This window comes from Arthrobacter sp. V1I9 (assembly GCF_030817075.1).
Classification (GTDB): domain Bacteria; phylum Actinomycetota; class Actinomycetes; order Actinomycetales; family Micrococcaceae; genus Arthrobacter.
In genome coordinates this window covers 2,037,145-2,059,986 of sequence record NZ_JAUSYU010000001.1, presented here as the reverse complement: position 1 = coordinate 2,059,986, position 22,842 = coordinate 2,037,145, and the positions used below count along the sequence as shown (strand labels likewise).

Annotated in this window: 23 protein-coding genes and 1 pseudogene; 15 read left to right on the top strand and 9 right to left on the bottom strand. The window is 65.6% G+C overall.

Annotated elements, in window-relative coordinates:
- Window positions 1-36: 36 nt before the first annotated feature.
- The 4 genes from QFZ70_RS09775 to QFZ70_RS09760 all read right to left on the bottom strand — a co-directional run bounded on the left by QFZ70_RS09775 (window position 37) and on the right by QFZ70_RS09760 (window position 3,169).
- Entirely contained in the window at window positions 37-774 is a 738-nt protein-coding gene (locus QFZ70_RS09775) for an anti-sigma factor (RefSeq protein ID WP_307095231.1), read from the bottom strand.
- Entirely contained in the window at window positions 761-1,444 is a 684-nt protein-coding gene (locus QFZ70_RS09770; protein ID WP_307095230.1) for an RNA polymerase sigma factor, read from the bottom strand. Before QFZ70_RS09770 ends, QFZ70_RS09775 begins: the two co-directional genes overlap by 14 nt.
- Window positions 1,441-2,175, bottom strand: a complete 735-nt coding sequence (locus QFZ70_RS09765; protein WP_307095227.1) for a class F sortase — start codon at window positions 2,173-2,175, stop codon at window positions 1,441-1,443. The genes QFZ70_RS09770 and QFZ70_RS09765 overlap by 4 nt, the downstream gene beginning before the upstream one ends.
- A gap of 166 nt (window positions 2,176-2,341) precedes the next feature.
- Window positions 2,342-3,169, bottom strand: coding sequence for a DUF4397 domain-containing protein (locus QFZ70_RS09760; RefSeq protein ID WP_307095225.1), 828 nt, complete (start codon window positions 3,167-3,169; stop codon window positions 2,342-2,344).
- Window positions 3,170-3,810: 641 nt separating this feature from the next.
- Between QFZ70_RS09760 and QFZ70_RS09750 the strand changes: the two genes are divergently transcribed.
- The 4 genes from QFZ70_RS09750 (at window position 3,811) to QFZ70_RS09735 (ending at window position 7,696) form a co-directional block, all read left to right on the top strand.
- Window positions 3,811-4,122: a hypothetical protein gene (locus QFZ70_RS09750; protein WP_307095224.1), complete on the top strand. Its 312-nt coding sequence runs from the start codon at window positions 3,811-3,813 to the stop codon at window positions 4,120-4,122.
- On the top strand, window positions 4,112-4,735 hold the full coding sequence (locus QFZ70_RS09745) for a hypothetical protein (RefSeq protein WP_307095222.1): 624 nt from the start codon (window positions 4,112-4,114) through the stop codon (window positions 4,733-4,735). Before QFZ70_RS09750 ends, QFZ70_RS09745 begins: the two co-directional genes overlap by 11 nt.
- 25 nt (window positions 4,736-4,760) lie before the next feature.
- Entirely contained in the window at window positions 4,761-7,391 is a 2,631-nt protein-coding gene (hrpB, locus tag QFZ70_RS09740) for an ATP-dependent helicase HrpB (RefSeq protein WP_307095220.1), read from the top strand.
- A gap of 152 nt (window positions 7,392-7,543) precedes the next feature.
- Window positions 7,544-7,696 carry a hypothetical protein gene (locus tag QFZ70_RS09735; protein WP_307095218.1) on the top strand — a complete coding sequence of 51 codons (153 nt, stop codon included), beginning with the start codon at window positions 7,544-7,546 and terminating at the stop codon, window positions 7,694-7,696.
- Between the two features lie 46 nt (window positions 7,697-7,742).
- Here the strand turns inward: QFZ70_RS09735 and QFZ70_RS09730 are convergent, their stop codons facing one another.
- Entirely contained in the window at window positions 7,743-8,420 is a 678-nt protein-coding gene (locus QFZ70_RS09730; protein ID WP_307095216.1) for an alpha/beta family hydrolase, read from the bottom strand.
- Window positions 8,421-8,489: 69 nt separating this feature from the next.
- Between QFZ70_RS09730 and ligD the strand changes: the two genes are divergently transcribed.
- On the top strand, window positions 8,490-9,512 hold the full coding sequence (gene ligD / locus QFZ70_RS09725) for a non-homologous end-joining DNA ligase (protein WP_307095214.1): 1,023 nt from the start codon (window positions 8,490-8,492) through the stop codon (window positions 9,510-9,512).
- Between the two features lie 25 nt (window positions 9,513-9,537).
- Here the strand turns inward: ligD and QFZ70_RS09720 are convergent, their stop codons facing one another.
- Window positions 9,538-10,158: an L-threonylcarbamoyladenylate synthase gene (locus tag QFZ70_RS09720; protein ID WP_307095212.1), complete on the bottom strand. Its 621-nt coding sequence runs from the start codon at window positions 10,156-10,158 to the stop codon at window positions 9,538-9,540.
- Between the two features lie 163 nt (window positions 10,159-10,321).
- Here QFZ70_RS09720 and QFZ70_RS09715 point away from each other — a divergent pair, with 163 nt between their 5' ends.
- The 6 genes from QFZ70_RS09715 to QFZ70_RS09690 all read left to right on the top strand — a co-directional run bounded on the left by QFZ70_RS09715 (window position 10,322) and on the right by QFZ70_RS09690 (window position 14,372).
- Window positions 10,322-10,759, top strand: coding sequence for a VOC family protein (locus tag QFZ70_RS09715; RefSeq protein ID WP_307095210.1), 438 nt, complete (start codon window positions 10,322-10,324; stop codon window positions 10,757-10,759).
- A 55-nt stretch (window positions 10,760-10,814) separates the two neighbouring features.
- Window positions 10,815-11,501 carry a hypothetical protein gene (locus QFZ70_RS09710; protein ID WP_307095209.1) on the top strand — a complete coding sequence of 229 codons (687 nt, stop codon included), beginning with the start codon at window positions 10,815-10,817 and terminating at the stop codon, window positions 11,499-11,501.
- A 16-nt stretch (window positions 11,502-11,517) separates the two neighbouring features.
- Window positions 11,518-12,027 carry an HAD domain-containing protein gene (locus QFZ70_RS09705; RefSeq protein ID WP_307095208.1) on the top strand — a complete coding sequence of 170 codons (510 nt, stop codon included), beginning with the start codon at window positions 11,518-11,520 and terminating at the stop codon, window positions 12,025-12,027.
- A 152-nt stretch (window positions 12,028-12,179) separates the two neighbouring features.
- Complete coding sequence (locus QFZ70_RS09700) at window positions 12,180-13,535, top strand: inorganic phosphate transporter (RefSeq protein WP_307095206.1); 1,356 nt, start codon at window positions 12,180-12,182, stop codon at window positions 13,533-13,535.
- Complete coding sequence (locus tag QFZ70_RS09695) at window positions 13,532-13,753, top strand: hypothetical protein (protein ID WP_307095205.1); 222 nt, start codon at window positions 13,532-13,534, stop codon at window positions 13,751-13,753. The genes QFZ70_RS09700 and QFZ70_RS09695 overlap by 4 nt, the downstream gene beginning before the upstream one ends.
- A gap of 73 nt (window positions 13,754-13,826) precedes the next feature.
- The gene (locus QFZ70_RS09690) at window positions 13,827-14,372 is read left to right on the top strand and encodes a dihydrofolate reductase family protein (RefSeq protein ID WP_307095204.1); all 546 of its coding nucleotides are present in this window, start codon (window positions 13,827-13,829) and stop codon (window positions 14,370-14,372) included.
- Window positions 14,373-14,396: 24 nt separating this feature from the next.
- On the opposite strand, the gene QFZ70_RS18995 is transcribed toward QFZ70_RS09690, so the two are convergent.
- From QFZ70_RS18995 to QFZ70_RS09680, 3 genes and pseudogenes are all read right to left on the bottom strand, one after another.
- Window positions 14,397-15,023, bottom strand: a complete 627-nt coding sequence (locus QFZ70_RS18995; RefSeq protein WP_373461568.1) for an HNH endonuclease — start codon at window positions 15,021-15,023, stop codon at window positions 14,397-14,399.
- Between the two features lie 176 nt (window positions 15,024-15,199).
- Window positions 15,200-15,673: pseudogene (locus QFZ70_RS18990) on the bottom strand (DUF222 domain-containing protein); the annotation flags it as partial.
- A gap of 321 nt (window positions 15,674-15,994) precedes the next feature.
- Window positions 15,995-16,471 carry a hotdog fold thioesterase gene (locus QFZ70_RS09680; RefSeq protein WP_307095202.1) on the bottom strand — a complete coding sequence of 159 codons (477 nt, stop codon included), beginning with the start codon at window positions 16,469-16,471 and terminating at the stop codon, window positions 15,995-15,997.
- Window positions 16,472-16,691: 220 nt separating this feature from the next.
- Here QFZ70_RS09680 and polA point away from each other — a divergent pair, with 220 nt between their 5' ends.
- The 4 genes from polA (at window position 16,692) to rpsA (ending at window position 22,822) form a co-directional block, all read left to right on the top strand.
- Window positions 16,692-19,334 carry a DNA polymerase I gene (gene polA, locus QFZ70_RS09675; protein ID WP_373461676.1) on the top strand — a complete coding sequence of 881 codons (2,643 nt, stop codon included), beginning with the start codon at window positions 16,692-16,694 and terminating at the stop codon, window positions 19,332-19,334.
- A 148-nt stretch (window positions 19,335-19,482) separates the two neighbouring features.
- Window positions 19,483-19,815 carry a GyrI-like domain-containing protein gene (locus tag QFZ70_RS09670; protein WP_307095200.1) on the top strand — a complete coding sequence of 111 codons (333 nt, stop codon included), beginning with the start codon at window positions 19,483-19,485 and terminating at the stop codon, window positions 19,813-19,815.
- Window positions 19,816-19,825: 10 nt separating this feature from the next.
- Window positions 19,826-21,124, top strand: coding sequence for a GNAT family N-acetyltransferase (locus tag QFZ70_RS09665; protein ID WP_307095199.1), 1,299 nt, complete (start codon window positions 19,826-19,828; stop codon window positions 21,122-21,124).
- Between the two features lie 216 nt (window positions 21,125-21,340).
- The gene (rpsA, locus tag QFZ70_RS09660; RefSeq protein WP_104045544.1) at window positions 21,341-22,822 is read left to right on the top strand and encodes a 30S ribosomal protein S1; all 1,482 of its coding nucleotides are present in this window, start codon (window positions 21,341-21,343) and stop codon (window positions 22,820-22,822) included.
- Window positions 22,823-22,842 lie beyond the last annotated feature (20 nt).

Sequence of the window (22,842 nt, the reverse complement as noted above, 5' to 3'; positions counted from 1 at the left end):
TAAGTTGTACCCGCTCCGCAGCGGCGGCGCCATGGGTCAGGAGCTGAGGGTACCCCGGACGATGCTGACACTGGAGTGTGCCGGATTGCCGTCGAGCGGTTCATCGGAGATGTCCACGATGGGGTAGCCCGAGAGATCCAGCCCTGCCGGAACGTCGAAGCGGCCGGACGACGAGTTCATGATCCCCAGGCTCACCAACCGGGAAAGGTCCGGGGCAATGAGCCAGACTTCCTGGTAGCCCCGGGCCTCAGTCTTGTCCAGCTGCACCTCGATGGTCCGGGAACCGTCGCTGGTTTCGGTCACGGTGGCGGATCCCGTGGCGGAGAACCGGTCCAGCGGTTCCAGGCGGGCCGAGGCAAGCGGAACCGGGGCGACGGTCTGGTTGACGGCGACAACAACCCCGGTGGTGATGACGACGGCGGCCGCGGCTGCTGCCAGCCACGTGGCCGGCCGGCGGAGCCAGGCCACATTGTTCCGGGTCTTGACGGGCTCCGGTTCCGTAACGGGCGCTTCTTCGGCGCCGGCGGAGCCAAGCGGATCCGCCGCAACCGACCCGGAGAGTCCCAGGGTCTGGTGGATCCCTTCCCACACGTTCGCGCCCGGTCGCTCCAGAGAGCCGGCATCGGGGGTGGTCCGGACTGCGTTGACGGCCCGGCGGAGTGCGGCGTACTCGGCTGCGCATTCCGGGCAGGAGCGGAGGTGGTCGATGCTGCCGGCGTCAACGGGCTCGTCCAGGGCGAACAGGCTCATGACTTCGGGGTCAAGGTGCTGCATGATCCACCTCCAATCTGTGTCTCAGGTGGGTAAGGCTGCGGCGGATGTGACTCTTGACCGTACCAAGGGGAAGGTTCAGTTGACGTGAAATCTGGTCATGGGTCAGGTCGTCGTAAAACGCCAGGCGCATGATGGAACCCTGGGGTTCGCCGAGCCGGTTAAGCTCCCCGTCCAGCAGCAGCCGGTCGGCCAGGACTTCGGCGGAAGCGGAAGCTGCCGCGTCCTCGGCCCCGGGCTGGAGTTCAGCGGCTGCCAGCACTTTGCGGCTTTCCCGGGCCGACGCGCTCAGGGCATCGGTGACGGCGTTCCGGGTAATGCCGACAATCCATGCGGGCAGTTCCGCCTTGTGGGGGTCGAAAGTGGACCGTGACTTCCAGACGCGGATAAAGACTTCCTGGGTGACGTCGTCGGCTGCGCTCCGGTTCCTCAGCGCCCGGAGCGCCAGTGTGTACACCAGGGGGGAGAACTGGCGGTAGGCCTCGGCGAGCGCGGTTTCGTCGCCGGCGGAGAAGGAGAGGTTAAGCTGCGGGTTCCAGCCGCCGAGGGCGGACGGGCGGGAAGCAGCCCCGCCCCTGCGCTGCTCATCGCCGGAGGGCGCCTGGCCAGAAGGTGCCAAACCGGCCTCCTTCCCCTCCTCGGCGTTGAGTGCCAGGGCTGCGTAGCGGCTCATTCCAGTTCCGCAGTGACAATGACATTGTCACTGTAGTCCTGTTTCCCGTCCAGCCACCGGCCTCCGCAGGTCACGAGCTTGAGCTGGTGCGGCCCGTCGCGGCGGAAGAGCGAACCGCCGTCGAACTTGTCCTTGGCCATCAGCTCAACCGAGCGCACCCGGTAAATCAGTGCCGGTGCGCCGTGGCGTTCGACGGTGACGCGTGTACCCGCCGCCAAGCCCTTCAATTGCGAAAGGGGAGCCACATCCGAAGTGGTGTCCACGTGGCCCGCGACGACCGCTGCCCCGGCGGATGCGCCAGGGGCAGGTCCATGCCGGTACCAGCCGGCCTGGTCGAAGGCTTCGGGAATCTCCATCGCGCCGTCCGGAGAGACGCTGACGTCCACGATGTCCATGCTGATGGTGGTGCCCTCGACCGTCAGGAAGCGCGGTGCGGGGTCCCGGGGAGCGGCCGGGGCAGGCGTGGCCCGGCGCAGTGGAACGTCAGGCAGGGCGGCGGGTGCGGGTGAGGCTGCAGGTGAAGCGGCCGGGGCGGCGGCACCGGAGGTTGCGGCGGGCCGGGCAGCTTCCGGCCCTGGCGTTGCCGGTGCGCCGCAACCGGACAGCAGGGCCACCGCTGCCAGGACGACGGCGGTCCTCGCCCTGCGCGCCGTGGCGGCCACAGGTGTGGCGGCCACGTCCGCAACGTTCACGGTAACGCGGGCCTTTTGCGACGTCGTCGTGCTTCTCATTGAACTGCCTCCTCTGTCGGGCATGCTGGAAATCCGCGGCCTCTTCCTGCCGGGACGTCAAGGGCGGACGTGCCGAGCCCGGCCGACCGGAGGGGAATGCCGGTCGGCCGGGGTCTGGGGGGTCAGCGCCGGGGGCTGGTCGCCCTGCCCACCTGTAGCCGTGAGCTCAGCCCACCCTGCGCAGGGCTGCCGAACGGGAAGCCGCAGCCGCACCCAGCAGGAGTGCGATCCCTGCAACTCCAATGCCGGCAACTGCCATGGCCTGCCCTCCGGCACCCTCGTCAGCAGCACCCGAACGTCCACCCGGTACAGCTCCCGGAGCCGAGTGCAGGCCCTCTATGGTCTGCACTGCGAGCTGCAGGTTCTGGTCCGTCAGGCTGCCCCAGGCGTACACGATGGTGTGGGTGCCTTCGGCGACCGTCACATCAGCCGGGCCGATCACTGGTTGAGTGGTTCCTGCCGCTGCCACAGCTGCCGGGATGGTCCCGGGATCCAGGGTCAGGGTCTGCTCTTTGGGGTTGGCCAGGTTGGAAATGACCGCGGAGCCGGCGGCCAGGACGTCGACGGCGGGAGCTGCAGCCGTGTGCCGGACGGTCAGCTTGCCCTTGCCGGGTTCAATTTGCGAGACGTCGTTGGTGAAGAGATTTGCCGTCGGCTTGCCGGCCGCGTCCAGGTTGGCCACCGCCGTGTAGTTGCCGTTGGCAGCGAGGGTCACATCCACCGGGCCGATGACGGCAGCCGTTGCGTCCGCCGCGTCGGCGGCGGTGATGGCAAGGGCGTAGTTTCCGGCCGGAAGAGCCAGCGGACCGGCCAGGGTGCCGGGAGTGAAGTCGTCCAGGGTCCGTTCGCCGTTGACCCAGACGTCAACAGTCAGACCCGGGACCCCGTGCAGGACGGACAGCTGGGCGTCTCCTTCCGCCGCTTGTGCCGGACCGGCGAAAGCCAGTGCTGCCGCGATTGCCACTGCTCCTGATGCGAAAATGCTGGTGCGCATGATTTCTCCTTCTGCGGCCCGCTGAGCGGGCGGTTTTTGCTTACACCCCTATTACCGGCGGCCAAGGCCATCTGGATGCAGATGCATGGAAAATTCCTGAAAAAGATTTCAGCGGCTGCTGGAGGCGGACAGCACCTTGGCATTACGGGGATGTACCGGCATGACCCTCCGTTTCCGTCCGCGTCGGTTCATTGCACAGCGGTTGTAGGGAGGAAGGGCCGATGGTTTGGTGAGGTAACCAGCAAAGTCGGGAACGGACAAGTTTGCCGGCGTGGGTTCCTCAGCCTCGCCGCTGGGCAACCCCGTCCTTGAAGATGCCCTGGCCTGGATCGATCGCAGGCTCCATCGGAGTACGACGGCGGTGACCACACCATTGTGGTGGCAGCCGTCCGGCATTTGAGCGCACGGCAGGACGCCGAGCCGCTCTTGTTCTTCAAGGGCCGGTACGCCGGGATTGCACCGCCACCTGCTCGAGGCGGCCCGCTGGCACCAGGCGGCGAATGCCGTCTGAACCACACCAAGCCGGGCAGCCTGCCGGGGCCGATTCATGCAGGACGGTTCTTGCTTCACCGGGATCAGGTAGTAAGCTTGCTGATCAATACTAGTAAGCTTGCTGATTACTTGAGGATAGGAGTAGGGCCATGGGCACAGTTCTTGCTGCCGCCACGGCGCTGGCGGTTACCACTGCTGGAGCAGCCGCGGCTCTGAGTGCCCCCTTTGGTGCTGCCGGGAATGGGGGCCAGTATCTCGCCGGCCATGTGCTGTTGGGGCTGGGCCTCGGCTACTCAATCGCCATCCTGTTGCGGAACGCAACGAGACGCCTTGTGACCGGACGTTCCGCGGGCAAGGAGGAAGCGGGTGCCGTACCAGCGCCTGCACACATGGCCACGGTCACCGTTCTGCCTGCGAGGCCCCCGGCGATGGCAACGCTGCGGGGCAGGCATGCCGCCTAGAACGCAGCCTCCGCATGATGCTCAAGACGGCAAACCGCGCCCGAAGCGCCTTCGCTACTGGCGGGCCGCCGCCGCGCTGACGGCAGCGGCCGGCCTTGCGGCGGCCCTGGTTGCTGCCACCCCGCTCCTGCGGCCCGCTGATTCGGATGAAGCCACGCTCCGCGGACTGCAGGTGCGGGTCCTGACCATCAGCCAGGCTGCAGCTGAAAACCGGATGGACGGTGCCTTGGCGTCGTTGGAGGCGCTGGAGAAGGACCTGAACGACGCCGCCGGGCAGGGGCGGATTTCCTTGTCCAGGTACCGGGGAATTGAGGCAGCCGTGGAGTCGGTCCGTGCGGATATCACCCGCCAGGTCGCAGCAGTGTCGCCGGCCGTGGCACCCACGAGGGGCACCGCCAAGCCCTCTGTGGCGCCAACGGGAGGCACCGCTGATACCTCCGCGGCTCCCGAGCCCGCCCAAGTTTTGCAGCCAGTCCAGGTTGAGCCCCAGCCACCTGTCATAGTTCCCGCCCCTGTTCCTGCCCCCGTCCAGCAAGCACCTGTCCTGCCGCAACCCGCAAAGGAAGCCAACGGCAAGGGCAAGGGCAAGGACAAGGGGCAGGGAAAGCCGTAGGCGAACTTCCGGGCACAATGGACGGATGACTTCACGGGGCAGGCAGCAGCAGCCAACCGCCGGTAAACCCTTTGACATCGGGGCCATCGGCGCAGGCCTGGCCTTTGCCAACTCGGCGGGAAGACTGGCCGAAGCTCTCCCCGGCCGCAGCGAAGGCGGTTCGCTGGCCGCTGTAGTGCAGGCGCCGCCAGGGACCGGTAAAACCACTCTCGTTCCGCCGCTGCTCGCGAATATCACGGCGCAGGGTACCGGGCGCGTGGTGGTCACGCAGCCACGCCGGGTTGCTGCCCGTGCTGCGGCCCGCCGGCTCTCGGTCCTGGATGGCAGCCGGTTGGGCAGCCGGGTCGGGTATACGGTGCGCGGTGAGCGGCAGGCCAGTTCCGAAACGCTCATCGAGTTCGTGACGCCCGGCATCCTGCTGCGCCGCCTCCTGTCCGACCCCGGCCTCGACGGGGTAGCCGCCGTGGTCCTGGACGAGGTCCACGAACGGGGGCTTGAGACCGATCTGCTCATCGGCATGCTCGTCGAGGTCCGGGAACTGCGCGGGGACCTCACCGTCGTCGCCATGTCCGCAACCCTCGACGCGCCCCGGTTCGCCGCCCTGCTCCGTACCGACGATGGGATCCCGGTTCCCGTCGTGGTCAGTCCCTCGGTGCTCCACCCACTGGAGACGGAGTGGCGGCCTGCTGCGGGAGCCCGCCTCGACGGCAGGGGAGTCGCACCCGCCTTCCTCGACTACCTTGCCGCCACAGCGGCAGAGGCATTCAGGCTTGTGCTCACCGAAGACAGCTCAACGGATGCCCTGGTCTTTGTCCCCGGTGCGCGGGAGGTCACCCGGGTGGCGGCAGGGCTTCGCAACCGGCTGGGACCGGCCGTCGATGTCCTTGAACTTCATGGGCAGGTTGGTCCGGCCGAGCAGGACCGCGCGGTTTCGGGCCGGGTAACCGGCGGCCGTGCCAGGATCATCGTGTCCACCGATCTCGCTGAGTCCTCCCTTACTGTCCCGGGAGTCCGTCTGGTCATCGACTCCGGCCTCACCCGGGAGCCGCGGCGCGACGCCGGCAGGGGCATGAGCGGACTGGTGACCGTTTCCTGCTCCCGTGCCTCTGCGGATCAGCGCGCCGGCCGCGCAGCACGCCAGGGCCCGGGGAGGGTGGTCCGCTGCTACGACCAGCAGGCCTTCGGTGCCGCCCCGGCCCACGTAACGCCGGAAATCAAGGTGGCGGATCTGACTGGAGCGGCACTGCTCCTGTCGTCCTGGGGTTCCCCGCGCGGAATCGGGCTCGCCCTGCCCGACCAGCCGCCACAGCAGGCAATGGACGAGGCGATGGAGGTCCTGCGCGAACTTGGTGCAGTGACAGAGGATGGCCAGACCACCGCCATGGGAAGGCTCCTGGCGACCATTCCGGCTGATCCCCGGCTGGCCCGGGCCCTGCTTGACGGGGCGGCATTCGCGGGACACGTGCCGGCCGCGGAAGCAGTGGCGCTGGTGACGGGTGACTACCGTGCTCCCGGCGCTGACCTGACCCGCCTGCTGTCCCAGATGCGGAACCAAACAGGCCCGGAAGCGCGGCGCTGGACTGAAGAAACCCGCCGCCTGGCAGCCCTGGCGAAGCAACGCGCCCTTTCCGCTACTGCCGCGCCCGCGACGGTCACGGGCGCGGCGGTGGTGGGCGCCGTCGTCGCACTCGCCTTCCCCGACCGGGTGGCACGCAGGGTGGAAGGGGACGTCCCCAACCGCTACCTCCTGTCCTCCGGGACCCGCGCCGGATTGCCCGCCGGCAGCCCACTGTCCGGCCATGAATGGCTGGCGGTGGCGGAAGTGACGCGGGCCGACGGGAGGGACTCTGCCGGAACCGGCGCCGTTATCCGCTCGGCGGCGCCGCTCTCACCACAACTGGCGGAGGTTGCCGCGTCGCACCTCCTCACTGACGCCGTCGAGGCGCGATTTACGGCCGGCCGCGTCTCGGCCCGGAGGGTGCGGCGCCTGGGCGCGATCGTCCTGGCGTCGACGCCGGTCCGCCCACCACCCGCCGAAGGGCGCGCGGCCGTGGCGGGCGCACTGCAGAAGGAAGGCCTTGGCGTCCTTGACTGGTCGACGGCGGCCGACGCTTTGCGCCGCCGTCTGGCCTTCCTGCACCGCGGGCTGGGTGCGCCGTGGCCGGACGTTGCCGAACAGGCGCTGCTTCTGCGGCTGGAGGAATGGCTGGGACCGGAGCTTGAAGCCCTCGCCGGCGGAGCAGCGGCACGCGCCATCGACCTGGGTGAGCCGTTGCGCCGTTTGCTTCCCTGGCCCGAGGCGGCCCGGCTCGATGACCTCGCCCCGGAGTGGCTCGAGGTGCCAAGCGGATCGCGGATCCGGATTGAGTACCCTGACGTTGCTGACGACACTGCGCGGCCGGTGGTGGCCGTCAAACTGCAGGAGTGCTTTGGATGGGCGGCGACGCCGCGGCTGCTGAACGGCCAGGTACCGGTCCTCTTCCACCTGCTGTCACCGGCCCGGCGGCCCCTGGCCGTGACGGATGATCTGACATCGTTCTGGTCCGGCCCCTATGCACAGGTCCGGGCCGAAATGCGCGGACGCTACCCCAAGCATCCCTGGCCCGAGGACCCCTGGACGGCCCCGGCCACTGCACACGTCAAGCGGAGGAAGTAGCCACACAAAGGGCGGATCCCGAATGCAGGAAAGACTGCGTGAGATGTCCGATACACAGTTGAAACCTCGCGTCGATGGACTGAAACATCCGGTGGCTAGGCTCGTTTCCACCTGGACGACGTTGTCCACATCCCGACTCGAAGGACGTGCAGATGTTTCTCCTCACCAGCCTCAACCTGTTGCTTGACGGCCAGCGTAATGATGACAGCCGATCCCTCAGCGGTGGCGACGGAAAGTCGGATTCCCCGCAAGGACAGCTGAGCTCCGCCGCATGGGAAGGCTGGTGGCAGGACGACGTTGTGTAACGGCCGCCTGGCCGTGCTCCGCGTGGCACCTCCCCGGCGGCCCTCATCAGGAGTGGTCGCGGATAAAGGCAGCCACCGGCGCGGCGAGGGAGGCACCCACTTCGTCAGCAGTACGTTTCAGGCCGGCGACAACAAAGGAATGGTCGCCGCCCTCCATCCACTGAAGAACGGCGTTGGTCCCGATCCGTGACACCACGCCCGCCAGGATCTCCGCCGTGGCGAACGTGTCACGGCTGCCCTGCAGGAACAACATGGGCGTCGTGAGCCCGTACAGGTGCTCGTCCCGCAGCTTGTCAGGTTTGCCCGGCGGATGCAGGGGATAACCCAGATACACGAGCCCGGCGGCTTCCATCCCGTCCGCTACGGCCATGGATGCCATCCGTCCGCCAAAGGACTTACCGGCAGCCCATATTGGGCCGGCGTCGTTATGGGCTGCTGCCCGCTCCGCCGCCACGGCCATGGCAGTACGCCACGTGGCTAATGCCACCGGCGGCCGGTCGGGAAATTTCCGGCTTGCTTCCCGATACGGAAAGTTGAACCGCAGCGTGGCTGTCCCCAGCTCATTCAGCGCTGATGTGAACCCGCGGAGGAACGGGTGCTCCATGCCGGCACCGGCTCCGTGGGCCACCACGACGGTTGCGGACGGGTTATCCGGGCGGGCGTACGCAGCAGTGACAGTAACGTCGCCCACCGCGAGGGTCAGGGGCACTTCTGAGACGGGCATGCCTCCATCATGCCGGACCCGGCGGGCCAAATCCGTCCCCGTTCCGTGGCCGGGGTGTACGTTGTCCCCATGGCGAGCGAACAGACCACCATCACAGTTCCAGGCCCCCACGGCGAGCGCGAGATGCGCATTTCCAGTCCCAGCAGGGTGCTCTGGCCGGACCTCGGCATTACAAAACTCGACCTTGCACGCTATTTCGTCGAGGTAGGGGAGGCCTTCATCGCCGCCAACGGCGACAGGCCGGTGGCGCTGCAGAGGTACAAGGACAACGTTGATGGCGAGATGTTCTTCTCCAAGAACCCGCCCAAAGGAACCCCCGAGTTCATCCGGACGATGAAGGTGGTCTTTCCGAGCGCCCGTTCCCATCCGATGCTCGTACTGGACGAACCTGCCGCGCCCATCTGGGCGGTCCAGATGAACACCATCGTGTTCCACCCCTGGCCCTCCCGTACCGCGAACACGGACAACCCGGACCAGTTGCGCATCGACCTGGATCCGCAGCCCGGCACTGATTTCGACGATGCCGTCCCCGCGGCGCTGGTGCTTAAGGAAGTCCTGGCCGAGGCCGGGCTCACCTGCTTCATCAAGACCTCCGGCAACAGGGGACTGCATGTGTACGCGCCCATCGAGCCCGCCCGCGAGTTTCTTGACGTGCGGCATGCCGTCATTGCGGCCGCCCGGGAAGTGGAACGCCGGATGCCGGAGAAAGTCACTACCGCGTGGTGGAAGGAAGAACGGGGAGAAAAGATCTTCCTCGACTTCAACCAGGCGAACCGTGATCGCACCATCGCCGGGGCCTACAGCCCGCGGGCGCTCCCGCACGCCTCGGTGTCATGCCCCATCTCCTGGGATGAGCTGGAGACTGCGGACCCTAAGAACTTCACCATTCTCACCGTGCCGGACCGGCTGAAGACCGTGGGGGACCCTTGGGCGGACATGCACAGCAACCCGGGAAAGATCGACACGCTGCTGGAGTGGTGGGACCGGGATCTTAAGGACGGCCTCGAGGAGATGCCCTTTCCGCCCGACTACCCAAAGATGCCGGGGGAGCCGCCGCGGGTACAGCCCAGCCGTGCCCGGAAGCAGGATTAGCGACTGGAAGCAGGTTTTAGCGGGCCTATTCGAAGCGGGCCGGGTCACCCGTCCCGCGCCGGACCACCTCTGCAACGCCGCTGGAAAAATCCACCACCGTGGTGGGTTCGGATCCGCAGTCGCCGGCGTCGATGACGGCGTCCACCTGGTGGTCCAGGCGCTCCTTGATTTCCCAGCCCTGGGTCAGCGGGTCCTCCTCGTCCGGCATCAGCAGGGTGCTTGAGAGCAGCGGCTCGCCGAGCTCGGCCAGCAGGGCCTGCACCACACGGTTGTCCGGGATCCTGACGCCCACAGTTTTCTTTTTGGGATGCAGCAGGCGCCGCGGAACTTCTTTGGTGGCCGGCAGGATAAAGGTGTAGCTCCCCGGAGTTACGGACTTGATGCTGCGGAAGACGTCGTTGCCGATGTTCACAAATTGCCCCAGCTGGGCGAAGTCCCGGCAGACCAGCGTGAAGTGATGCTTGCTGTCCAGCCGGCGGATGGCCCTGATCCGGTCCAGGGCGTCCTTGTTGCCCAACTGTGCCCCCAGCGCATAGCAGGAGTCCGTGGGGTAGGCGATCAGCCCGCCGTCGAGCACTATTCGCACTGCCTGGGTGATGGCGCGGGGCTGGGGATCCTGGGGATGAACGTCAAAGTATCTGGCCATGTACCCGAGCCTACGTTCCCCGCCCGGCCGCCGCACGCATTCGCGGCCGGGGCTTACCCCACCCAGCCAATAGGGGTAGCCGCCCCCTACCCGGAGGGCAGTCACTTGGGGCAGGATGTTGTCTGGTTCCATCCCTTTCGGTACAACTCAAGGAGATCCGGCCATGCCCACCACCCTCAACCCGTACCTCGGTTTCCGTGACAATGCGCGCGACGCCATGAACTTCTACCAGTCGGTTTTCGGCGGCGAGCTGACGCTCAGCACCTTCGGTGAGTTCCAAGCCAGCGAGGACCCGGCGGAGGCGGAGAAAATCATGCATGCCATGCTGACCACCACCCAGGGCCTGGTGCTGATGGGTGCGGACACGCCCAACGGCATGGAGTTCAGCGCAGGGTCGTCCATCTCCATCTCGCTCAGCGGTGATGACGAAACGGAACTCCGCGGCTACTACGAAAAGCTCAGCGGCAACGGCGGCAACGTCACTGTGCCCATGGAGCAGGCACCGTGGGGAGACGTCTTCGGAATGTGCACTGACCGCTTTGGTGTGGCCTGGCTGGTAAACGTCAACAACCCGCGGGCAGCAGGCCAGGCAGCCGGGTAGCCGCCCGGGCAGTGCTTCCTTGAGGAGGGGCGCCACGCAGTGCGATCATGTATGCGTGGAGTCCCTCTTCGAGATCCTTGACGATAAATGGTGGCTCGTTTTCCCCGCCTTGGCTTTTGCCGGTCACTGGGCGAACTCTTGGCGCAAGGCCACGGACCGCCGGCACCAGCGGAAGGTGGAGCTGTACAAGCTCAGGAACCAGACACGTGAGGCGGAAAGAGCCTCTGCCGCGGAGGTCGAGTCACTGATAGCCGCCCATGATGCCACCAACAAGCGCTGGCTGGACTACGAACTCGACGTGGGCAAACTCATTGACTTCCCGCTCATGACAGACGTGCGGGAACCCCTGACGGTGGCGTTCCTCCGGGCAAAGCGGGAAGCTGACGGGCTGCGGCCGGTATCAGCAGCGGACATAACGTCGCACTCCCGCCTCGAGGCGTACCGGAAGGCGGTGGATGGTTTCAGCGTGGCGCTGGACGTGGCCGAGCGTGAAGCCAGGCGCATCAGGGACAGCAAGTTCACCGGGCCCGAGCGGGCGCGGCTTGCCACCGCCCGGCAGTTGCTGAAAATCGCGGAAAACCATGCAGCCACGCCGGCAGAACGCCAGGCCGCGTACAGGCGGGCCCGCCGGGAGCTGGACGGCCTCATCGTGCTGCCCGACGTGACAGTGGCGGCTCTTGAGGACAAGATCGCACCCATGCTGGACCCCGGCGCGCGGCCCTCAGATTCCCACCACGGCTGATCAGCCGGGAGACGCCGTGGCCGTGCGCACGTTCTACCTCGACGTCGACGGCGTCATCTGTCCTTTCGGTCCCGAAGGGCGCAACGGCTGGGGAACCCCGTGGAGGCGTGCTGACGCCGGCCTGTTGCCGGTGGCGTTCGCGGGTGAGCTCGTGAAGGAATTGAACAACCTGGCTGCAATGCCGGAGGTGCGGTGTGTCTGGCTGACGAGTTGGGAGAAATTGGCGCCCCAATACCTTTGTCCGGCCATCGGCCTGGACGGCGGCCGCTGGCCCTTCCTGGCAGCTGAAGGTTCCGGGAGCGGACCCGAATGGTGGAAGCTCCGTGCCATCCAGGCCGACGTTGAAGCGACGGGACCCGCTGCTGTTGTCTGGGCCGATGACCAGCTCGCATTCGAGGCGGAAGCCCGGGCCTGGGCGGCGGTCATGGGCAGGCGCTTGCTCACGCTGTCGCCGAACCCCAGGTGCGGAATCGAGCCGGGGGAACTGAAGCGGATACGGTCGTTTCTGCAAGGACCGTTGTTTTGACCTCATGCCGGGTACGCGTACGATCGATAGGGTTTCACGCCGGTTGTGTTAACAGCGCAGGTCATTCCAAGCCAACAGCTGGTGAATTATGCTGTGCAAGGCAGCCGGGGGATAGAAACTGCTGAACGTCGACTCTGCAGATTGGGCAACAGGTGGATATCACCTTCATGGTGGCGCTGGTCATCGGACTGGCACTATTTTTCGACTTCACGAACGGCTTCCACGACACAGCGAATGCCATGGCCACGCCCATCGCAACCGGTGCCATCAAGCCAAAGACTGCGGTCACACTCGCGGCCATTTTGAATTTGGTGGGTGCCTTCCTGTCCACGGAAGTGGCCAAAACGGTCTCCGGCGGCATCATCCGTGAAGGATCCGAGGGCGTGCAGATCACGCCGGAGATCATCTTCGCCGGCCTCATGGGAGCAATCCTGTGGAACATGATCACGTGGTTGAAGGGGCTGCCGTCGAGTTCCTCGCATGCCCTGTTCGGTGGTCTGATCGGTGCAGCCATCGCCGGCATCGGGTTTAATTCCATCAATCTTGAGGGCCTGCTCCAGAAGGTCATCCTGCCCGCGATCTTCGCGCCGCTCATCGCCGGCATCGTCGCCTACATTTGCACGCGCCTCGCCTATGCTTTGACGTCACGGCACGACCCCGAGACCGGCAGCAAGCTCACCCAGAAACGCGGCGGCTTCCGTACCGGACAGATCTTCACCTCCAGCCTGGTGGCACTGGCCCACGGCACCAACGACGCCCAGAAAACCATGGGCATCATCACGCTCGTCCTGATCGCTGCCGGTACCCAGACGCCGGGCTCCGGTCCGCAGTTCTGGGTAATCGCCGCCTGTGCCCTTGCCATCGCCATCGGCACCTACGCCGGCGGCTGGCGCATCATCCGGACCATGGGTGCCGGGCTCACCGAAGTGAAGCCCGCGCAGGGCTTCGCTGCCGAGACCAGCACCGCGTCCGCCATCCTCGCGTCCTCGCACCTCGGCTTCGCACTCTCCACCACCCAGGTGGCGTCCGGTTCCGTTATCGGTTCCGGCATGGGCCGCAGGGGAACCAGTGTCCGCTGGAACATGGTGGGCAAGATCGCACTGGGCTGGCTCTTCACTCTTCCCGCGGCCGGCATAGTCGGCGCGCTGACAGCGCTGCTGGTCAAGACCGGGGTGGTGGGCGTCCTCATTGCAGCCGTCGCCGGCACCGCCGCCGTTCTGTTTATGTTCTTCTACTCCCGTAAGTCGGCCGTGGGCCATCACAACGCCATCGAGGTGGAGGAGGCCGGCCAGGCCGTGCGCTTCGCCAAGAAGAAGGCTATGGCCCGTGCGCGTGCCAAGGCCAAGGCCCATGCCAAGGCCAACCCTGAGTCCAACGCCGTTGCTGGGACCAGCACCAGCGCCCAGGGCAACACCAGTGCCGGGGCCAATACCGGCACTCAAGCGAACACCAGTGCTGGGGCCAATACCGAAGCTGAAGCCGTTACTACGAAGGATGCCCAACGATGAAGTGGTTGGAACTGCTGACCGTGGCCGGTGCCACGCTGGCGGCCGCAGTGACCGTGGTGGTTCTCTACTCGCTGGGCGTTCGACTGACGGCCATTGCGGGTGACGTGCGCCAGGCGTCACCCGGCGTGAAGCGGTCCCTTGCATACCTCTGCTTCGGCCTGTGTGGACTCGCCGTGCTCTTCGGCCTGTACCTGATCATTCCGTACTTCTCCGGCTAGCAGACGTCGCCAAAACCAAAGGAACAACTGCCTGGCCGTTGGCCAGGCCGGGGCGGGTCACTAGGCTGGTGCCATGTCACGGATCCAGTATTTTGTAGCCGCGTCCCTTGACGGGTTTATCGCCACGTCCACAGATGATCTTGGCTGGCTCCTTCAGTTCGACGGTTTTGAAGGCGGCAAGGAAAGCTACGAGACGTTCATGGCGGGCGTTGGCTGCATCGTTATGGGCGGCGGCACCTATGCCTGGTTGATGAAACACGAACCGGGAAAGTGGCCCTATCCAGATACTCCCTGCTACGTCTTCACCCGGCATGAGTACCAGGCGCCTCCCGGGGCGGACCTCACGTTCGTGCGAGGAAGTGTCAACGAGTTCATTGCAGACTTCAAAGCCGATGCGGCAGGCAAGAACGTCTGGGTGGTGGGCGGTGGAGACCTCGCCGCCCAGTTCGCCGACGCCGGTCTACTGGATGAGCTCATCCTTTCCGTCATTCCCGTGGTTCTTGGCGATGGCAAGCGGCTGCTCCCATTGACGGGCCCGACGCCGCCACTTGAGTTGACTGCTTCGCGCGCACTCGGCAGGGGCATAGTTGAGCTGCGGTACGAGTTGAGCGGTCGTTAGCCCACCGCCTCCCCAACCCCCGGCTTATCCGCCGCGGGCATGCAGGAACCGTGCGATGCCTTCTTCGCCGAGAGAGTATCCGGTGCGGATGAAATCCACGTCGCCGCGCGGAGGATCTCCCGGCACGGTCTGTAGTTGGTGCGGCCAGTGTGGTGGTTCCCAGTCGTGATGTTCGGCTTTGTAGTGTCTGCCGGTGGGGGAGGTCCATCCCGGCGGTTGGTCCTTGGTTGCCGGGGTTGGTGTCCAGCCAGCGGCGTGTTTGAGGTGGTGGTGTTTGGGACAGAGTTGGGCGAGGTTGCTGATGCCGGTGGTTCCGCCGTGTTGCCAGGCGGTGAGATGGTCGGCCTCGTTATCCAATGAGTTGTTGTTGCAGCCAGGGAACGTGCATTTGCCGTCCCTGAGCTGCAGTGCTCTTTTCATGGCTGTGGTGATCCGGTAGCTGGTCCGGCCGATCTCCAGTGGGGCGCCGTTGCGGGGGTCGACGAGGACCCGGTAGAACGAGCCTGCACCGTCCGCGAGGAGTTTGCGGGCCATGGAGGCCGGGACTGGGCCGTACCCGTCAAGCAGGGCGGCTTCGTCGGTGAGGCCCAGCAGGGAGAACACGGGCACGGTGACCAGCACCGTGGCCGGATCGATGACGATGGTTCGCAATCCGTTTCTTTAGGTTCACGATTCGTGTCGGCGCCGGTGTCCGGGCCAGCATTTGTGCCTGCGCCGTCGCCGCTGCTGGCAGTGGTTCCGGTGCTGATCCTGGTCCCGCTGTTGAGCAGGGCGTCGGCGAACTGGTCGGTCCGCAGTTGGGTTAGGGTGCGGTGTTCGCTTGGGCTCTGCATACCCCTGGCGATGGCGGTGAGCCGGTTCCAGCCCGCTACGGCCTGGTCGGCGGGCAGGTAGGCGGAGAGCCAGGCCATGCCGTCCTGGTCGGGCCGGTATTTCACCTGCCGGTCGGCTACACCTTTGGCGTGGCGTTTTTCGATGGATTCGGTGTGGTGGCGTTCCCGCCAGGTCCGGGCTTTGGTTTTAAACCTATAGGCCGGGATGTCCCCGATCGGGGCGGCCGTGGCGGGTTTCGGGGTTTCCGGGTCCAGGAAGTGTGCTTCCAGGGCCGCGGCGCCGGCGGGGTCGAGGGTGGCGGTTTCGTCGATCATGGCCTGGGCGTGCCGCCACGAGATCGTCCCGGCTTCGAGGGCTGCCAGGGTCCGGGGCAGGGAGGTGGTCAGGGCGTGGGACTGGGCCAGCAGGGCACCGGCGGCGCGGCTGCTGAGGGCCAGGAGGCTGCCGACTTCCGCGGCGATAGCCATTTCCTGTCCCTGCACGGGTGCGTCGGGCGGGGCGGCCGCCCGCGCGGTCTCGGCGTATGTCCCTGTAGCGTTGACCACTAACGCCGATATCCGGGCCTGGACCCCTGAGGCCCCGGTAAGGATGTCCAGGCAGCCATCGGCCAGGCCGGCCAAGGGATCAGCAGCCGAGAATGGCTCCGAACCGCATCCCTTCGCCTCGGCATTTAGCACGGCAAGAGCGGCATTGATATCCTCAAACGCCTTCGCTACCGCCGCTTTTCCCATAAACCCATCATGACAAGGGGGTCCGACATTCCGGCCGACGTGCCAGGCGGACGGTTTCTAGCGCTGCGGCGGTGCGGCGTTATCCCGGATCATGTTGGTGATGCGTGCGGTGGACAACCGTCGCCCCTGCTCGTCCGTCATCACAATCTCGTGGGTGGCCAGCGTCCGGCCGAGGTGAATGGCGGAGCACGTCCCGGTCACCGTGCCCGACGCGATGGACCGGTGATGTGTGGCGTTCACCTCAATGCCTACGGCGTGGCGGCCTGGCCCGGCGTGCATGCCCGCCGCGAATGATCCAAGTGTTTCGGCCAGCACCACGTGAGCGCCGCCGTGAAGGATTCCGGCCACCTGGGTGTTTCCCTCAACCGGCATAGTGGCCACCGTCCGTTCCGGGCTCATCTCCAGGAACCGGATGCCCATCTTCACCACCAGGGCGCCGATCCCGAATTGGCCCAGCCAGGCATGCAGGTGGTCCGGCACACCGGCGGCGGTGAGCTCATCGGCAAAGGGTCCGGGCGTGAAATTGTCCATCATGGCAACTAGGCTGGCACCTGTGAGTGAAACAACCAAACCGGCCCCTTTCCCGTCCAATGTCCTGCAGGAGGACACCGCCCCGCAGGGCTCAACTGCCCTTGAGGACGCTGCTGTTCAGGGCACGGTTCCGGCTCAGGCCGGCGGCTCGGTTTCGGCGACTGCCGCCCCCGTGGTTCCCATGACGGGCCAGCCTCGGCTGCTGGTGCTGGACGGGCATTCGATGGCTTTCCGCGCCTTCTTCGCTCTCCCTGCAGACAAGTTCTCCACAGCTAACGGGCAGCACACCAACGCCATCCACGGCTTCACCTCCATGCTGATCAACCTCATCAAGGAACAGCAGCCCACCCACATTGCCGTGGCTTTTGACGTCTCTGACTCGTCCACGCACCGCAAGGCCGAGTACAGCGAATACAAGGGGGGCCGGAACGAAACCCCGCGCGAGATGAACAACCAGATCGACCTCATCGGCCAGGTGATGGAAGCCTGGGGCATCAAGACCATCAAGATGCCCGGCTACGAGGCTGATGACATTCTTGCCACCCTTGCCGCCATGGGGGAGAAGGCAGGCTTCGAGGTCCTCCTGGTTTCGGGGGACCGGGATGCTTTCCAGCTGATCACGGACAACGTTTTTGTGCTCTACCCGAAGAAGGGCGTCAGCGATATCCCCCGCATGGATGCCGCCGCAATCGAAGCCAAGTATTTCGTTAGCCCTTCACGGTATTCAGATCTCGCCGCGCTGGTGGGGGAGACGGCCGATAACCTCCCGGGAGTGCCCGGCGTGGGTCCCAAAACGGCAGCCAAATGGATTAACCTGTATGGCGGTCTTGAGGGAGTCCTCGAACACGTGGACTCCATTGGCGGCAAGGTGGGTGACGCGCTGCGGGAGAACGTCGACGCCGTCAAGCGCAACCGCCGGCTGAACCAGCTTCACGCGGACCTGGAACTTCCCGTCACGCTTGATGAGCTGTACGAGCCCCGCCCGGACCAGGCTGCACTTGAGGACCTGTTCGACCAGCTCGAATTCAAGGCCATCCGCGGCCGGCTTTTCGCCCTCTACGGCGACGATGACGCTCCCGCCCCTGAGCGTGCGAGCATTGAAACCCCTGACTTCATCACGCCCTCCGGCGCGGCAGAGCTCGCCGAATTCCTGGATGCAGGGGCGGGCCAGCGCCACGCTGTGGCTGTTGACCTGGTGCCGGGACGGATCGGCGAGGATGCTGCCGGGCTGGCCGTCGTCCGCGACGGTGCTGCCGTTTATATCGACCTCTCTACTCAGGATGCCGAGGCGGGAAATGTCCTGGCATCATGGCTGCGGAACGCGGAAGCGCCGAAGGTCATGCACGGATTCAAGGCCGCACTGAAAGCCCTGGCTTCCCGCGGCCTGGAGCTTGGCGGCGTAGTGGACGATACCTCGATCTCCGGTTATCTCATCCAGCCGGACCGACGCACCTACGAACTTGCCGAACTTGCCCAGCACCACCTTAACGTCGGGATTCCCGCCGCCACTGCGAAAGCCGGCCAACTCGAGCTTTCCTTCGACGGCGACGACCAAGCAGCCGCGGGCGCACTGGTTCAGGCAGCCGCCGTTGTCCTTGAACTGAGCCGTTTCTTCGAAGCGGAGCTGAAGGAGCGCCGTGCCGAGGAGCTGCTGTCCACCCTGGAACTTCCGGTCAGCCGGGTCCTGGCCGACATGGAACTCGCCGGCATCGGGATCGACATGGCCCGGATGGACGAACAGCTCGCAGACCTCGCCAGGGTTATTGACAGCGCTCAGGAGCAGGCCTTCGCGGCGATCGGCCATGAGGTCAACCTTGGTTCCCCCAAGCAGCTGCAGACCGTGCTGTTTGAAGAGCTCCAGTTGCCCAAGACCAAAAAGATCAAGTCCGGCTACACCACTGACGCCGCGTCCCTGAAGAACCTCCTGGAGAAAACCGGCCACGAGTTCCTGGTCCAGCTCATGGCGCACCGGGAAGCCTCCAAGCTGCGCCAGATGCTGGAGTCGCTGAAGAAGTCCGTTGCCGAGGACGGCCGGATCCACACCACCTACGCCCAGAACGTCGCGGCTACGGGCCGGATCTCGTCCAACAACCCCAACCTCCAGAACATCCCCATCCGCAGTGAGGAAGGCCGCCGCGTCCGCGGGATCTTTGTGGTTAGCGACGGCTACGAATGCCTGCTGTCCGCGGACTACTCCCAGATCGAAATGCGGATCATGGCGCACCTGTCCGGTGATGCCGGCCTCATCCAGGCCTACAAGGACGGCGAGGACCTGCACCGGTTCGTGGGCTCCAACATCTTCCACGTGCCCACCGAGGAAGTCACCAGCGCCATGCGCTCCAAGGTGAAGGCCATGTCCTACGGGCTGGCCTACGGCCTGACCTCCTTTGGCCTGTCCAAGCAGCTGGAAATCTCCGTGGACGAGGCCCGCACCCTGATGAAGGATTACTTCGACCGGTTCGGGGCAGTCCGCGACTACCTCCGCGGCGTCGTGGACCAGGCCCGTGTGGACGGCTACACGGCCACCATCGAGGGACGCCGTCGCTACCTCCCCGACCTGACCAGCACCGACAGGCAGCTCCGGGAAAACGCGGAGCGCATCGCCCTCAACAGCCCCATCCAGGGCTCGGCCGCGGACATCATCAAACGCGCCATGCTCGGTGTCCATGCAGAGCTCAAGTCGCAAGGCCTGAAGTCGCGGATGCTCCTGCAGGTTCACGACGAACTGGTCCTCGAAGTTGCCGCCGGGGAGCGGGAAGCTGTGGAGAAGCTCGTGACCGAACAGATGGCAGCCGCGGCGGACCTCACCGTTCCGCTGGAGGTCCAGATCGGTGTGGGTCCCAGCTGGTACGACGCCGGGCACTAGAAACCCGGCTATAGAACCGGCGGCACCAGGAGGCAACGGGGCATCAAAGAAAGGGGCGGGGCGCGATGGACAAGTATGACGTCCGGAAGCAGTTGAAGGAACTGTACGCGCCCCGCACCCGGGACTACGCCGTCGGGCACTTGAGGGTTTGTGGACAGCAGACGATCCGGCCGCCTTCACCTGGGGCGACAAGGACAGCTGGAAGTGGACCATGATGATCGCCCAGCCGGACTGGATCGGACCGGCGGACGTGCAGGACGGCACCGCAAAGGCGGCGGCCAAGAAGGTCCCGGGGCTGGACCTGCCCCGCCTGGAGACCCTCGACGAAGGCCTGTCCGTGCAGATCCTGCACGTCGGCAGCTATGACAACGAAGGTCCCGTGCTGCACCGCCTGCACAGCGAATACATGCCGGCCAACGGTTTCGCCTTTGCCGGCCCGGAACAGTGTCGCTGCTGGCCAGGGGCCGGATTCATTGGCTAGGCTCGGACGGATGGCTGACCTGAGCGGGAACTATGAAATCCGGCGCTTCAGCGCGGTGTCCAAAGACAATGACGGTTATGCGGAGGCGGAGACCTGGTCCCGCGCGGTGTCCTTCGGGTTCCACGAGTCCACCCGCACGCCCGAACACGTGGCAAAGTCACTCGCCACCTACGAGACGGACGGCCGGGTCCTCACTGGCGTCTACCAAACGGGCCCAGTAGCGCCGGGATCGCTGCCTGCTGAGGTGCCGGTAGCCACGTTCGCCACTTTCCGCAAGAACCTCAACATCGGTTTCGGCCGCATGCTGGAAACCCAAATGGTCACAGCGGTAACCGTCCGGACCTCGCACCGCCGCCGCGGGCTGCTCCGCCGGATGATGAGCGAAGACCTGCGCCTCGCGAAGGAGGACGGCATCGCGATGGCGGCCCTCACCGCCTCGGAAGGAACCATCTACGGGCGCTTCGGCTACGGAGTCGCCAGCTTCGAACGTTCCATCAAGGTTGATACCACTGCGCGGTTCAGCCTGGCGCACCGGCCCACGGGCAGCGTGGAAATCGCCGACCCCAAGGCCCTGCTGCAGCTCGCACCGGAGGTCTTTGAACGTGTCCACGAGTTCACCCCCGGGTCCCTCGGCCGGCAGGACTGGTACCGGCAGCTGGCATCGGGAGCACTCGGCCGTGACGGCAAGGAGGATCCCTCCATCAAAGTGGCGCTCCATTACTCCGCGGAAGGAGCCGTGGACGGCTATGTCTCCTACAAGTTCCTCGGCTGGGAGACGGAACCCTACACGGTGGAAGTGGTGGACCTGGTGGCCGCCGGGACCCACGCCTACCTGGAGCTCTGGCAGTTCCTCGGCGCCATCGACCTGGTGGAGCGCGTTTCGTGGGACGAAGCGCCGCTGGATGACCCGTTGACCTGGGCCCTTGCAGACCCCCGCTGCATCGATTCTTCGGACAGTCGGGACATGCTGTGGCTCCGCATCCTCGACGCCGCCACGGCACTGGGGACCAGGCAGTACCCGGTGGACGGCCGGCTGGTCATCGAAGTCCATGACTCCCTGGGCCTCACGGCAGGAACTTTCGGGCTGCAGGTCGAAAGCGGGAACGCCGCCGTCGAACGCCTTCCGGAGACCGCCGAAGCGGACCTTGTGCTGGACGTCTCGGCACTGTCCTCGATTTACCTGGGCGCCGTATGTCCCGTCACCCTAACGGCAGCAGGCCGGATCCGGGAGAATACGGCCGGCTCAGCCCTGAAGGCCAGGCAGATGTTCGCCGTCGAGCGGGCAACCCACTGCCTCACGCACTTCTGAGGGCACGCACCCCACGCGAGGCGGGCCGCTTTGACCCGTGTTGCGCGCAGCGACTAGAATAAACGGGCGTGTACCACGTGCACGCTTTCTGAAATCCACAAAATCAGGATGACCCGGAGGATCCGTCGGATTCACCGCAAATCGCGCCTGCGTTCCATAACGCGGGCGCGCCGGTTTGCCTGACCGACTAACTATCCACAACGGAGCCCCTACTACATGACCATCACCTCCACCGAGAAGCCCGGTACCCCCGTAGTCGCCATTAACGACATCGGTACCGCTGAGGACTTCCTCGCAGCAGTCGACGCGACCATCAAGTACTTCAACGACGGAGATCTCGTCGAAGGTACCGTCGTCAAGGTCGACCGCGATGAAGTCCTGCTCGACATCGGTTACAAGACCGAAGGTGTCATCCCCTCCCGCGAGCTGTCCATCAAGCACGACGTTGATCCCGGAGACGTTGTCTCCGTTGGCGATCAGGTCGAAGCCCTGGTGCTCACCAAGGAAGACAAAGAAGGCCGCCTGATCCTCTCCAAGAAGCGCGCTCAGTACGAGCGTGCCTGGGGCGACATCGAGAAGGTCAAGGAAGAAGACGGTGTTGTCACCGGTACCGTCATCGAGGTTGTCAAGGGTGGTCTTATCCTCGACATCGGCCTGCGCGGCTTCCTGCCCGCATCCCTCGTCGAGATGCGCCGTGTGCGCGACCTGGCTCCGTACATCGGTCAGCAGATCGAGGCCAAGATCATCGAGCTGGACAAGAACCGCAACAACGTGGTCCTGTCCCGCCGTGCATGGCTCGAGCAGACCCAGTCCGAGGTCCGCTCCACGTTCCTCAACAAGCTGGAAAAGGGCCAGGTCCGTCCCGGCGTCGTTTCCTCCATCGTCAACTTCGGTGCCTTCGTGGACCTGGGCGGCGTAGACGGCCTGGTTCACGTTTCCGAGCTGTCCTGGAAGCACATCGACCACCCGTCCGAGGTTGTCGAAGTTGGCCAGGAAGTCACCGTCGAGGTTCTCGAGGTCGACCTGGACCGCGAGCGCGTCTCCCTGTCGCTCAAGGCTACGCAGGAAGATCCGTGGCAGACCTTCGCCCGCACCCACGCCCTCGGCCAGGTTGTTCCGGGTAAGGTCACCAAGCTCGTTCCGTTCGGTGCGTTCGTCCGCGTCGAAGACGGCATCGAAGGCCTGGTCCACATCTCCGAACTGGCCGTGCGCCACGTGGAGCTGGCAGAGCAGGTTGTCTCCGTTGGCGACGAGCTGTTCGTCAAGGTCATCGACATCGACCTCGAGCGCCGCCGCATCTCGCTGTCCCTCAAGCAGGCCAACGAGGGCGTCGACGCCGACAGCACCGAATTCGATCCGGCTCTGTACGGCATGGCCGCAGAATACGACGAAGAGGGCAACTACAAGTACCCCGAGGGCTTCGATCCCGAGTCCAACGAGTGGCTTGAAGGCTACGAGAACCAGCGCGCCGCCTGGGAGCAGCAGTACGCTGACGCCCAGACCCGCTGGGAAGCCCACAAGAAGCAGGTTGCCCAGCACGCTGCCGACGACGCTGCAGCTGCAACGTCCGGCGAGAGCGACTCCGGCACCACCAGCTACTCCTCCGAGCCGGCTGCAGCCGAGTCCAACACCGGTGGCGGCACGCTCGCTTCCGATGAGGCTCTTGCAGCACTGCGCGAGAAGCTGACCGGCAACTAATTGCCTCCGGTCCGGAACTT